Origin of the sequence: Streptomyces sp. NPDC050485 (assembly GCF_044458185.1) — a bacterium.
Lineage (GTDB): Bacteria > Actinomycetota > Actinomycetes > Streptomycetales > Streptomycetaceae > Streptomyces.
Map to the genome: position 1 here is coordinate 1 of NZ_JBITHR010000049.1, position 12014 is coordinate 12014.

Annotated in this window: 14 protein-coding genes, 1 tRNA gene and 1 pseudogene; 5 read left to right on the forward strand and 11 right to left on the reverse strand. The window is 68.7% G+C overall.

What is annotated here, in order from left to right:
* Positions 1-325: 325 nt before the first annotated feature.
* Positions 326-997 carry a formylglycine-generating enzyme family protein gene (locus ACIBK6_RS40635; RefSeq protein WP_399058234.1) on the reverse strand — a complete coding sequence of 224 codons (672 nt, stop codon included), beginning with the start codon at positions 995-997 and terminating at the stop codon, positions 326-328.
* A 200-nt stretch (positions 998-1197) separates the two neighbouring features.
* Between ACIBK6_RS40635 and ACIBK6_RS40640 the strand changes: the two genes are divergently transcribed.
* A complete protein-coding gene (locus tag ACIBK6_RS40640) occupies positions 1198-1461 on the forward strand; it encodes a hypothetical protein (protein ID WP_399058236.1) in 264 nt (87 codons plus the stop codon).
* A 93-nt stretch (positions 1462-1554) separates the two neighbouring features.
* On the opposite strand, the gene ACIBK6_RS40645 is transcribed toward ACIBK6_RS40640, so the two are convergent.
* From ACIBK6_RS40645 to ACIBK6_RS40655, 3 genes are all read right to left on the reverse strand, one after another.
* Positions 1555-1628 (reverse strand) — tRNA-Met (locus ACIBK6_RS40645).
* A gap of 232 nt (positions 1629-1860) precedes the next feature.
* Positions 1861-3126 carry a serine hydrolase domain-containing protein gene (locus ACIBK6_RS40650; protein ID WP_399058238.1) on the reverse strand — a complete coding sequence of 422 codons (1266 nt, stop codon included), beginning with the start codon at positions 3124-3126 and terminating at the stop codon, positions 1861-1863.
* Positions 3127-3716: 590 nt separating this feature from the next.
* On the reverse strand, positions 3717-3917 hold the full coding sequence (locus tag ACIBK6_RS40655; RefSeq protein WP_399058240.1) for a hypothetical protein: 201 nt from the start codon (positions 3915-3917) through the stop codon (positions 3717-3719).
* A gap of 94 nt (positions 3918-4011) precedes the next feature.
* On the opposite strand from ACIBK6_RS40655, the gene ACIBK6_RS40660 reads away from it, so the two are divergent.
* On the forward strand, positions 4012-4155 hold the full coding sequence (locus ACIBK6_RS40660) for a hypothetical protein (RefSeq protein WP_399058242.1): 144 nt from the start codon (positions 4012-4014) through the stop codon (positions 4153-4155).
* Between the two features lie 6 nt (positions 4156-4161).
* Here ACIBK6_RS40660 and ACIBK6_RS40665 read toward each other — a convergent pair whose 3' ends face one another.
* The 3 genes and pseudogenes from ACIBK6_RS40665 to ACIBK6_RS40675 all read right to left on the reverse strand — a co-directional run.
* Entirely contained in the window at positions 4162-4623 is a 462-nt protein-coding gene (locus ACIBK6_RS40665) for a hypothetical protein (protein WP_399058243.1), read from the reverse strand.
* A 431-nt stretch (positions 4624-5054) separates the two neighbouring features.
* On the reverse strand, positions 5055-5573 hold the full coding sequence (locus ACIBK6_RS40670; RefSeq protein ID WP_399058245.1) for a hypothetical protein: 519 nt from the start codon (positions 5571-5573) through the stop codon (positions 5055-5057).
* Positions 5574-5744: 171 nt separating this feature from the next.
* Positions 5745-6041 (reverse strand): annotated as a pseudogene (locus ACIBK6_RS40675) (VOC family protein); the annotation flags it as partial.
* Positions 6042-6239: 198 nt separating this feature from the next.
* Here ACIBK6_RS40675 and ACIBK6_RS40680 point away from each other — a divergent pair.
* The 3 genes from ACIBK6_RS40680 (at position 6240) to ACIBK6_RS40690 (ending at position 7765) form a co-directional block, all read left to right on the forward strand.
* A complete protein-coding gene (locus ACIBK6_RS40680) occupies positions 6240-6707 on the forward strand; it encodes a hypothetical protein (protein WP_399058247.1) in 468 nt (155 codons plus the stop codon).
* Positions 6708-6820: 113 nt separating this feature from the next.
* A complete protein-coding gene (locus ACIBK6_RS40685) occupies positions 6821-7261 on the forward strand; it encodes a hypothetical protein (RefSeq protein WP_399058249.1) in 441 nt (146 codons plus the stop codon).
* A gap of 285 nt (positions 7262-7546) precedes the next feature.
* A complete protein-coding gene (locus tag ACIBK6_RS40690) occupies positions 7547-7765 on the forward strand; it encodes a hypothetical protein (protein ID WP_399058251.1) in 219 nt (72 codons plus the stop codon).
* Between the two features lie 409 nt (positions 7766-8174).
* Here the strand turns inward: ACIBK6_RS40690 and ACIBK6_RS40695 are convergent, their stop codons facing one another.
* The 4 genes from ACIBK6_RS40695 to ACIBK6_RS40710 form a co-directional block, all read right to left on the reverse strand.
* Positions 8175-8465, reverse strand: a complete 291-nt coding sequence (locus tag ACIBK6_RS40695) for an IS3 family transposase (RefSeq protein WP_399058289.1) — start codon at positions 8463-8465, stop codon at positions 8175-8177.
* A 6-nt stretch (positions 8466-8471) separates the two neighbouring features.
* Complete coding sequence (locus ACIBK6_RS40700; RefSeq protein WP_399058253.1) at positions 8472-9347, reverse strand: transposase; 876 nt, start codon at positions 9345-9347, stop codon at positions 8472-8474.
* Positions 9348-10249: 902 nt separating this feature from the next.
* Entirely contained in the window at positions 10250-10945 is a 696-nt protein-coding gene (locus tag ACIBK6_RS40705; RefSeq protein ID WP_399058255.1) for a hypothetical protein, read from the reverse strand.
* Positions 10946-11487: 542 nt separating this feature from the next.
* Positions 11488-11871 carry a hypothetical protein gene (locus tag ACIBK6_RS40710; protein ID WP_399058257.1) on the reverse strand — a complete coding sequence of 128 codons (384 nt, stop codon included), beginning with the start codon at positions 11869-11871 and terminating at the stop codon, positions 11488-11490.
* Positions 11872-12014: the final 143 nt, after the last annotated feature.

Below are 12014 nucleotides of genomic sequence, written 5' to 3' on the forward strand. Positions count from 1 at the left end.
CCACGATCACCATCTTGACTGCCTCGTCCCTGAATTCGGGACTGAACTTCCTACGCTTTGGTGTCACGTGCTCTCTCCGCCGTTCCTGACCATGACCCTATCGGGGACCACTGTCCGAGAACTTCGGGGCGGCTCAGACGTCTCAGGTGATCGGGTCCACCAGATCGTTCGATGCTTCATCGAGGCCGACTGACTCGCAATGGGTGGGAGTCGGCGGAGGTCTGGCCTACGAAGCGGCGTGGTTGTCCCTTGTGTGGGAGAGAGGTGCGCCGTCCGTTGGCCGGGGCGGCGGACGTCGCGTTCGACGCCTCGCGGGAACCGGTCGTCACACGATGGAGCGTGCGATGCGGAATCCTACGTCGTCGACCTGGAATGTCGGGTGGCTGCGGCGCCGCGCAGAGGCCCGGCAACTCCAGTGCTCATCGAACCAGCCACCGCCGCGGAGCACCCGGTAGGTGCCGTAGACCTCGGCGTCGTAGACGTCCCAGCACCAGTCCCAGACGTTGCCGAGCATGTCGTAAAGGCCCCACGGGTTGGGGTGTTTGCCGCCCGCGGCGTGGATGCGCTCGCGCGAGTTGCCGCGGTACCAGGCGATCTCGTCGAGCGGCGCGTACTGCGGGCCGGTCGTACCGGCACGGCAGGCGTGCTCCCACTCGGCTTCGGTCGGCAGCCGGTACCCGTCGGCGGATGCGTCCCACTCGATGCCTTCGCCGTCGGCACGCAGGTGGTAGGCGGTCGTCAACCCGTCGCGCAGGGACAGGGTGTTGCAGAACCGTGCCGCGTCCCACCAGGAAACGCACTCAACGGGCAACTGGTCCCCGTGGGCGGTGCTCGGCCGCAGGCCGGTGATCTGTGCATACAGCGCCTGGGTGACCGGGAATGCCGCGAGCTGGTAGGGCACAAGCTCGACCGACCAACTGCGCTGCGTCCGCCGGTCCGACAGCGTTACCTGCCCCGGCGGGATGGCGACCATCTCGTCTCCCGTGACCACGTCCATGATCAGGAGATCCTACCGAGAGGTGTCAGTTCGCCACGGCGGGGCCGGACCATATCAATTGAGACAGCAACCGGCATCCAAGCGCCCGAGACCAGACCAACTGAGATTCTCGGCGACCAGGCGTCGCAAGCGATCTGGTCGCCGCAGGTCAGGGCTCTGCCCACAGTCCAGATCATCTGAGACGGACACCTGCTGCCAGGATGGATCAGGTGTTCGCCCGCGGGGCGGGCCTGAACTTCGTGAAGGGGCTGTCGGTGAAGAACTACAAGCTGGTGTGGCGGGAGCCGAGCGGAAAAGCGTCGACGTCAGCCTTGAACTACTCGCTGGGCGCGGCCGAGGATGCGCAGACAAGGCTCCAGGCCGAGGGAGCTGTGGTCCGCATCGTCGAGGTCCCCGTCGGCGGGGACGTCCCCGAGGCCGTGGTGGAGGAAATACGCGCAGAGGGCGCTCCGGCGGCAGCCTGACCCGTCCCGCCGGCCGGGCAGCACCCGCCTGCAGGCCAGAGCACACGAAGGGCCGGGAACCCTCTCGGGGGTTCCCGGCCCTTCGCCGTGTAGTAGCGGGGACAGGATTTGAACCTGCGACCTCTGGGTTATGAGCCCAGCGAGCTACCGAGCTGCTCCACCCCGCGTCGATGCACGCAACCCTACTCCACCCATGGCATCAGCCCCGCCCGGGACCTTGCCGTTTCTGGCCGGGGGCGGCAGCTGTCCGGCCAGCATGTGCCGGACGGCGGTCTGCGGCATAGGCTGTTGTAGGATCTCGCGGCTCATGGCCAAGTGCGTGCCCCTGGCCTGCGGGTTCTCGGGCTGTCTCACGCCGTGGCCAAGCTGTTCAGTCTCAGTTCGGTGGCCAGTGTCCGCTTAGACTAGCGGCGGGCTCGAAGAGCGGCCCTCGCAGAGTGCCGTCTGGACGGCGGATGTCATGTCGTCGTTCTGGGCGTTGGTGCCGCCCGGGTAGAGGTTCACCATGGCCGTGGCCTGCCTGCCGTCGGCCGTGGCGGCGCCTGTGCTCTGGTAGCCGGGGATGCCGCCGTCGTGCCCCCAGGCGAGGTCGCCGCAGGGCAGGGGGTGGCTCTCCAGGCCGAGGCCGTAGGCCCCGCCGTCCGGGTTGCCGGTCGGACGGGTCCTCATCATTTCGTGGAGTTGGGTGGGGGCAAGCAGCTTGCCGCGCAGGAGTGCGTCCAGGAAGCGGTTGAAGTCGGCGCCGCTGGAGATCATGGAGCCGCTCGGGCCCGCGAGCGTGGGGTTGAGTGCGGTGATGTCCTTGAGCGGCGCGTCCTTGCCCGGCCGGGCGTAGCCGCGCGGGTGCGGCCCGCGGATCTCCGAACCGTCGACCGGGACGGACGTCTGACGCAGTCCGAGCGGTTTGATGACGCGTCGGCGGATCTCGTCGCCGTACGGGTGGCCGGTCACCCGCTCGATGAGCATGCCGGCCAGCAGGTAACCCGTGTTGGAGTAGGCCCAATTGGTGCCGGACTCGAAGGCCGGAGGGTGGGCGAGCGCGAGCTTCACGAGGTCGCGGGAGTCGTAGTGCGCCAGTGGGTCGTTGAGGACGACCTCCGGCTTGAGGTAGTCGAGGTAGTCGGGGATGCCGCTGGTGTGCTGGAGGAGCTGACGGATCGTGATCCTGCGTCCGTCGTTGCCGTGGCCGCGGACGACGCCGGGCAGGTAGCGCTCCACCGGTGCGTCGAGGACCACGCGGCCCTCGCCCACCAGTTGGAGCACGACGGTCGCCACGAACGGCTTGGTCATGCTGCCGATCCGGAACCGGCTGTCCCGGCGCATCGGCGCGTGGCTCTTCACGTCCGCGACGCCGCTGGTCAGCACCGCGCCGCCGGGCCCGCGCTGGAGCGCGATGAGCGCACCGGGACCGCCGTCCTTCGTGGTGAGCCGGTGCAGGAGCGCGCGGAGCGGGGGGTGGTCGGCGGTGGCGTCATCGGTGGTGGCTTGTGCGGCGTTTTGCCACGCCGAGGTGTCGTCGCCCCGCGCGCACGCCGTGCCGCCGGCCACCGCGACCAGTGCGAGTAGGCCGCCCAACGCGCGTTGGTATCGGGTCATGTGTGCGTCCTCGGTGGTGAGTGCCGTCATGGTCCGGCGCCGCGCGTCGTACTTGGGTCGACGCGTCATCCTGCGCTGCCCCCATGGTGTCCGGGGCATGCGGGGCAGCGCGATGGGGCGACCGCCCGGATCGGGGGTGGGGACAGCCCCAGGGGCCCCGGGGTTCACCGTCCCGCGCGGGCACCGCATGGCCAGCATCTCTACTGCATGCAGTCGCGGTGGGAGCGGAGTCGGAGCGATGCAGTGTCTGAACACGCAAGTGAGGCAATGCACCGCCGGCACCGCGGCAGTAGTCGTGCCCTCGCAGGTCGTACCGAGACCGTCGGCTCCGCCGACACCACCGTGCGGCGACGGACCGGCTGCCGCGTGGCGAGTTACCGCACGACGGGCCTCCGAACGAAGCGAAACCCGCCGCTCAGGCGCGACGCAGTGAGAATCCGATAACACGGATGGGACGATTGAGAATCCGCCGGCTGCATTGCGACAGGACACTTGTCCTGTCGCAACGCATCTGACGAGTAGCAGGCTGCTGACCTGCTGACCTGCTGGACTGCGATCTCGTCTGAGAAAGCCCGCTTCGGCGTTCTCAAATGAGATGGCTTCCGCGAAAGGCGTGTTCGCGGTAGAGGTGCGCCTCGCTCCCTGGACGGCTGGAAGGGTCACCGAGGCGGTGTCGGCGACCAGAGCCCGACCGCTGTCCCGCCGCGAAGATGCTGCTCGTAGGTTGAGGCCTTGCCGTGGATGACTTCGAGGCTCGCGTTCAGGTCGTCAATCCTGGCTCGCACGTTGCCTTCGTGCTTGGGCAGCAGTGCGAGGCGGTCCGGCTCTGCGGGTGCCGATAAATCATCCGGCCAGGTCAAGAGCTTGATCGTCGATAACAGGCCCCTCTGATACCGCGCTGCTCGCACCTGTGTGGTTCACGTGGACCGGGGTCGGGCGGCATCATGATCTGTCGTGCTGCTGCGCCTGGCCTACCTCGCCATGACCAACACCTTCACGCTCCTGCGCCTGCTGCCGATGAGCGAGCGGGACAAAGACATCGAGATCCTCGCGCTGCGGCACCAGTTGCTGGTCCTGCAGCGCCAGGTCGACTGTTAGGCCGCGTCAGGGGCTCAACGGGGTCGGGTCCGGTGCGTGCTCCGGCCATTCCTGGTCCTGTCGCGGACGTTTGAGAGAGGAGACGCACCAGATCCAGAGGGCGGACAGGGGGAGGGTGATGACGGTGGTTCCCACGGCGCTGTTGATCCGGCTGCCCACGGCATCCGCGCACACGTCGGCCCAGTAGCGGGCTGCGGAGGCATCGAACAGGCCTGTACCGTCGTCATGCGGGCTGAGCTTTTTCTGCTCGGACGCCCGGTTGAACAGAGCTGGAACACCGCACTGCTGAGTCGCGCTGCCGTTGCTCCCCGCGACCGGTATCAACGCCAGCCACATCGCCGCTGCCCAGCCCGTGATGGTCAGGATGCCGACGACGTAGGCACTCGCAGTCGTCAGCTTGCGTTCCGAGGACGTCCAAGACGGCACTGTGCCGGTATCTGTATGACTGTTCGACATGAAGGGGATCATTGCACCCCGTCCCCGAGCCGGGGCTCCACTCCGGTCCTCCGTGTCCGCTCGGCGCCGGTCCGTCCCGTGGCGGTGTCCGCCGCTCGCCCGCCGCCGGATCTTCCGGATGTGCAGCTGCCCGGGGCCGGCTGTGGCTGCACGGCCGTACTTGGTTTGCGGGCCGGGCCCGTACTACAGCGCTGTCGGGGCCCCGCCCGGGGGAGGCGAGCCGGGGTTCGATGCCGGGCCCGGTTGGGTGGGGCCGTCGGCGGACGTGCCGCCCGAACAGCCCGTCACGGATGCGGCGATCAGCTTGTTGGGGTTCGAGCGGATCGTGCTGTTCGGGGTGGCTGGGCTGCCGGGCCGGGAGGACCAGCCTGCCTTGCACGGCCATCCGCGCCGCTGAGCGGGCGACTCTGGTCCGAGCCCGGCGGGCGCCGGGAGGAGAGTGCTCACCTGTGCCAACTTGAGTTGCGGAGACAGTCGGTGTGGAGACTGATGGTCACCTGGTTGAAGGCCGGGATCGTGGTGGGCCGTTCGCGGGTCGCGGAAACAGTGGCTCTGCCCGACCCGGGCAGTGTCAGATCCACGGAAGCCTGACCGTCCAGTGCTGGAATGTTGTCGGGGCGGGGCCCCTTCCACCCTTTGCGTTCCATGTGGGTGACGCCGTCGCGCGCGAGCTGGGTCGGTGAACGCCTGTCCAGCGGGGGCAAAGAGAGAGTGATCGACGCGGCCCGGATTACCTCACGTTCGTCCAGGGAGTCGCCGATGAAGTCCGACGGGTGACACGCGTCGTGCCCGTCGGCGAACTCCTCCGGCTCGGTGCGCGGGTCAACGGCCTTCACTACGTCCAGGGCCGACGGATACATCGCAGCCCACGCCTGACTGTCCGACCACGCGGAAGGGTCGACACGGTCGGCGCAGGCCGTCGCCGTGCCCACGACGGCGAGCAGCGCAACAGTGCGCAGCATCCAGATGAGTGGCAGGGAGCGAGACATACCGCTAGTTCATCGCGGTGCGGCGGCCTGGTCATGAGTACGGGTACTCGTGTGCCATGAGCAATTGTCAAGGCTTGTGGATGGGGCGGGGATGCCGCCTCAGGCTGCGCCGCGCCGTGCCGAGGCGAAGCTTCTTGACTCCGCTCACCGGACCGCTAAGGAGAAGTCCGCGGCGGTGACGCCGTCAGGGTGTCCAGGCGGCCACTCCACCAACTCGATCCGGTAGCCATCCGGGTCGGTGAGCCACGACGTCTTCGGGCCGCGAGGGCCGCCCGGGTACTGGGCAGGTCCCGGCTCCAGGCCGACGTCGGTCAGCCGCTCCAGGGTGGCGGCCAGTGTGTCCACCTGGATCGCGAGGCGGTCGAAACCGGTGCCCACGTCGACGCGTTCGCCGACGGGGCGGTGGACCAGTTCGAGCGAGGCCGCCGGTTCGCCGGGGAACGTGACTCCATGGTCGTTCCGGGTCGTGGGTTCAGCAGGCGGAAGGCAGGGGGGAGCGGCATCACCACGGCAGGCGGCCAGGACATTTGTCCTGCGGCTCTCGGGATTCTTCGCTCTGTCGCGGGACCTGCCCTGGACGGGAGTATCGGTGGTGTCGGCAGGGGCCGGCGGTCACTGGGAAGACGTGAGGGGAACGCCATGAGTGCCACGGTCGTGACGGAGATGCCGGTCCAGGCCACCACTCAGGTCGAGGGCACGGCGGCGGAGGGCATGGCTCCGCTCAGGGGGCTGCCGAACTGGTACTTCCCGCTGGTGGGGCTCTTCGCCGGGATCTTCGACATCGCCCGCGCCTACCCCGTGCTCTACGCGTTGATCCCGGTGGTTGCGATCGTGCAGATCGTGCTCGCGTTCACCGTCCTGAGGGCCCGCATCCGCTCCATGAAGGCGCTGTGGAAGAACAAGCGCACCCGCTTCCTGGCCCTGGGCCTGCTGGCCGTGCGCTTCGTTGTCCGCTACGGACTCGGCGTCGCCGGGCTCGCGCTCGGCGCCGCCACGGGCCAGCTCACCCTCGGCATCGTCATGACGGTCATCGGCACCGCGATGGCCTGGGGCGACCAGTGGCTCATCCTGCGCACCCTCAAGCACGCCCAGGCCAAGGCTTCCTGACGGGGACCGCACCGCCCCAGCTACGTACCCACGAACCGAGACAGGGTCCCCGCCGCAGCAGCGGCACGGGGCCCTTCGTGTGTGCGCCGCGGCCGGGGTGTCAGACTCGGGCGGTGGTCGACATCAACGAGTTCATGAGCGGTTGCTGGCCGGCGGTCCGGGACCTGGTGGAACATCTCGCCGGTGAGCAGGCAGCTGCCGCGTTCGACGTCGACCCGCTGAGCGCGGTCGAGGTCCTGGACGACTACGTGCAACGGTTGCCGCTCGACGCGTTCGAGGCGGAAGACTGGATCACTCTGCATGCCGACCTGACCGCCTTCGTCACGGTGGTGCTGATGGAGGCCTACGGTGGCACCTGCCGGGCGCGCTCGGACGAAGCGCTTCCGACGGGCTGGGAGCTGGTCGTTGACGTCGTCAGCCCGGACGGCGAGCACCGAACGATCGCGCCGATGGGATTGGTCTACGACCACCTGGTGCCGGTCCCACAGAGGATCCCGCGCCTGCTGGAAGCCGTGGCCCATCGAGCAGCGGGCCAGCCCCGGCTGGTCTCGTGACCCACGTGGTCCCGCAAGCTCGGCACCTGTCCGGCTAACTGCGGCGGCCTCGTCCCGCCCGCGTTGAGGTGCGTCCGCCGGTGTCCGGCACCATCCGATCTGTTAAGCGAACGCCGATGAACACCGACGGCCCGGCCAGGGCGCCGCAACACTCCGGCTCGCAGCGTGGGCATCCGCCAACTGGCCGACGAACCCCGCAGCCGCCGCCACGGGGCCGCGTCCGCGTTGCTTAGACACAGGCTCTTACTGCGTGCGAGGAGTACCTGGGCCAGGAAGGCGCGCGTCATGATCGCCGAAGTACGGCCCCGCGCAGTCGAGTTCTTCGCCTCCCGCGGATACACACCCGCGGCCGGCCCGGCACTCGCCATCCCGTCGGCCGCGGGCACGTACATCTACCCGCAGCGCGCCCCCAGCACGACCCTGATGTGGAAGAGCCGCTCCGCAGCGGTTACGCCAGAAGCCACCGGACACGGCACGACCTTGGCGGGCGTACTCGACGGCTGACCTCGCCCTGGATCACCAACTGCTCCCTGGCCGCAGGACTACGACGATGAACGACCCGCCAGCGCCCTGGTCGGCTGCGCCCGTGTCGCTCTCGCTCCGGCTACCGCTGCGCGGCGAGCCCGGTCGTCTCGTTCACGACGACCTGACGAAGTCCGGCCGTACCTATCGGCGTCCGTCGCTTGGGTGGCGATGCCGGACATCCGCTGGAGGAAGTTCAAAGCTCACTCCGCATTGCTGTGGCATTTTTGTGCTTCCCAGCCTTTCGAGCCTGCCCGCCGAAGATGCCGTGGATTCCCGGTGAAAGACCCTCAGTCACGCTGAACTTACGGCCGACGTGCCGTTAATGAACGGCCCACCCCGTGACAGGTAACCGAGCGTGGTGTCAATCCCCTCGCGTCGTGGAGATCCTTCAAGCGGCCAACTCCACGGTGGTGTCGGCCTGGTGGTCTCGTTCGTAGTCGATCGGGCTCTGGTACCCGCATACGCTGTGTAGTCGGCGGGTCTTGTAGAAGCCGGTGATCCAGGTCGCGATCCTCAGCCGGGCCTCGGCGCGGGTGGCGAAGCTGTTGCGGTGGACGTACTCGACCTTGAGCACGCTGTGGAACGCCTCGCTGACGGCGTTGACGCTGAACGGAAAATCGACGTTCGGGAGGGCAGGCGACAGCCTCCGGGCCGCTTGCGGACCGGATGTCGGTGGGATGGGCGGTCAGGCTGATGTCGGGGTGAGGGTGACCTGGTGGCCGAGGGCCTGGAGCTGGCGGACGAGATCGCGGGTCTTGCGGGCGGGATCGAGATGGCGCCGATGCCAGTCGACGCCGAGCTCTTGGTAGGAGGCGTCCGGGTCGTTGATCAGGTGCCAGGCGATGACGAGCATCGAGCGGGCGACGGCGACCAGGGCCTTGGCGTGTCCGCGGCGTTTGACGATGCGGCGGTAGCGGGCGCCGAGGAAGGTGTCGGTGCGGGCGGCGGCGTTGGCGGCCTCGCCGAGCGCGCCCTTGAGCCAGGGGTTGCCCTGACCGGCCGGGCCCGTCGTGTTCTTTGCGCCGGACTGAATGGTGCGGGGGCACAACTTCGCCCACGAGACGAGGTGTTCGGGGGTGGGAAAGCGGCTCATGTCCGCACCGATCTCGGCAAGGTTGATCTGCGCGGTGGTCGGCCCGATCCCGGGGACCGCGTCCAGCCGTTCGGCCAGGACCCGCGCGCTCACGGTGGTGGCCGGCCCGTCCCCGGTGTCCGGACCGTCGGGCGGGGTGGTGATCTCTTCCAGGGTCTGGGCGATGAGACGGTCAAGCTCGTGGATTTGGCCGGTCAGGTGGTCGACGGTGGACAGCAGCACGCCGAGCAGCCGTGCGTGGTGGTCCTCGAACTGCCCGGGGCGACGTCCTCTACCGCCGCCAGGCCGCCCCGCCGATGCGGAGGAGGAGCGGCGCCGTGCCGCTGAGCGGGAGGCGCAGCGCCCCGTGTGCAAGCGGTGCGGGCAGAAGTTCACCGACCAGCGCTGGGAGGAGATCACCGCGCGCGGTGGCCACTGGACGGCCGGGGACCCGTCCGCGTGCGGGAACTGCCGCGCCGACGACGTCACGCGGGAGAAGGCCGGCGCCGAAGCCGCCTGGGAGCCGACTCCCGCATACCCGGAGCCGGAGGAGGACCGCGACCAGGAGCCGGGCAAGCCCCGTCGCGGCCTGTTCCGCCGCTGGGCCCGCCTCGGGCAAGCCCAACGAGGAGAGGCGGGGCAAGCCGTACGGCAGCGTCTTGTAGCTGGCTCACCCAGTGGTGCGGGATTTCGGGCGGGGCGCCGGACGGTGGTTAGCCGAGATCCCAAATGGCTACAGCTTGTATGTATGTGACAACGGTAAGTAGCCAGGTCGGGGCTTCACACCCAGATAGGGAAGGGTCGAATGATGCGTATGTTTCAGCGGGCTGCGGTGGTAGCGGCAGCGGTTGCGGGTCTGTCCGTCCTCGGTGTCGGTGTCAGCTTCGCCGACGACGGCGGCTTCGGTGGGGTGGCCGCAGCGGACAACGGCCCTGGCCAGGAACAAGGCCGGGACCAAGGCCCGGAGAACGGTCAGGAGCACGGCGGCCGGGACCAAGGCCCGGACAACGGCGGGGACCAAGGTCGGGACAACGGCGGGGACCAAGGTCGGGACAACGGCGGGGACCAAAGCCAGGACAACGGCGGCCAGGACAGAGGGGACGGTGCGTAAAGAAGCGCCGGGAGCTTGGTGCGCCGTGGGCCGGATGGGCTGTTTTGCGGGTAGTCGCGCCGTGGCCTGCGCGTAGGGGCTGGGGTGAGGGGTGCACCAGGGTCCCGGGGCTGCTCAGGCCTCGGGACCCTGGTGTGTCTCCGTCGGTGCAACGCCTCTTCCCAGCCTGTTCGCCCCGCTTCATCCGCCCAGTCCATGCCGGTGCGGCGGGCTGGGCGAGCTGTTGTTTATTCAGTCGTGTCGGGTTTTCTGGTGGGAGACCCGTACGCCGGGCGGTGTGTCAGAGGAGCTTCTGCGGGCCCTGGTACTGGTCGACGGGTGCGGTGTTGCAGGCGGCCTTGGGGCCGCCGAGGGCGTGGCCGCCGATGCCCTCGCCCTCGGGCAGCGGTACCGCGCAGCGGAGGTCGACGTTGATGAGTGAGGCGCCGTATGTGTTGAGGATGCCGCCCGCTCCGTCTTCGCCCGTGATGACGGTGTCACCGTTGCGGGTCCCGAAGTCCGTGGCACCGTCACCGCTCGCGGTGGCATCGATGCCGCTCCCGGTGGTACCGGTGCCGGGCAGGGTGATTCCGGTTCCGGGCACGGTGGTGCCAGTGCCAGTGCCAGTGCCAGTGCCGGGCAGGGTGATTCCGGTTCCGGGCACGGTGGTGCCAGTGCCAGTGCCAGTGCCAGTGCCGGGCACGGTGATTCCGGTTCCGGGCACGGTGGTGCCGCTACCGGTACCGGTGGTGCCGGCACCGCTCGTGCCGGTGCCGCAATTGCAACCGGTGCTGGTGCTGGTGCCGGTGCCGCTCGTGGTGGGGCCCTGCGGGGCATAGGCGGCGAGGAAGCTCTGGAGTGCGCTGGTGGGGATCTGGAGTGTGGTGGTGGGGGTGGTGTTGGTCTGGGGCTTTGGGTTGTTTGCCGAGGCGGGTGCGGCGATGGCCATGGTTGCGGCGGTGGCGAAGGCTGCTCCGGCGAGAATCTTCTTGATCATGGTGGTGCTCCCGGTTCGGTGGGGCAGTAAGGGGTGACAGGCCCTGTGGGCAGCCTGTCGCTCCTGGAACGAGGAGCATGCAGAATACGTCACTAATTGTGCGCATTCAGACCAATAGGGAGGGGCGGGCGCTGGTGTGCCTGCTGTCCGGCGGCGGCTTCCCGGGGTCGCGGGCGGAGCCGCAAACGCGAAGGGTGCGGCTCTTGTTGGGTGACTGTGGTCACGCGGTCTGATCGCGGTCGCCCAGAGGGGCCGCACCATAAAGGGAACGTCCTTGACCGCCGATGACGCCGGTATGGACGTGTATGTCCGGTGTACCGGCCCGGCCGGCGGGAGTGTGCAGGGTCCCGGGGCTTGTGAGGCCTCGGGACCCTTGGGGCACTCTCTATCGTGATCTTGCGTCCGTTCAACGACTCGATGCAGTCCCCGGTCACCCTGCTTCCCCCGCCCGGCCCATGGCGGGCCCGCGCGGGCTGCGCGGGCTGCTGTCCGTTCAGTCGTGTCGGGTTTTGTGGTGGGGGACCCGTGCGCCGGGTGGTGTGTCAGAGGAGCTTCTGCGGAGCCTGGTACTGGGTGGCGGGTGCGAGGTTGCACTGGTTCTTGATGGTGGCGAAGGCGTGTCCGCCGATGCCCTCGCCCTCGGGCAGCGGCACCAGGCAGCGTCCGTCGAGGTTGCCGAGCGGGGCTCCGTGGTTGTTGAGGACGCCGCCCGACTCGCCGGTGATGGTGGTGTTGCCGTTGCTGGTCCCGAAGGCGCCGGTGCCGTTCGCGGTGGGGCCCTGCCCGACACCGGTGGAGAAGACGCTCGTGAGCGTGTTGGTGGGGTTCAGGGCCTGGGGCCCGGTGGTCTGTGCCGAGGCGGGTGCGGTGACGGCCATCGTTGCGCCCGTGGCGAGGGCCGCTCCGGCGAGAACCTGCTTGATCACGGTGATGCTCCCGTTCGGTGGGTCAGTAAGGGGTGACAGGCTCGCCCTGGGGGAGTGGGGAGCCTGTCGTCCCTGGAACGAGGAACATGCACAACACGTCACAAATCGTGCTCATTTGGGCCAATGCTCAACTCGCTGTGCGT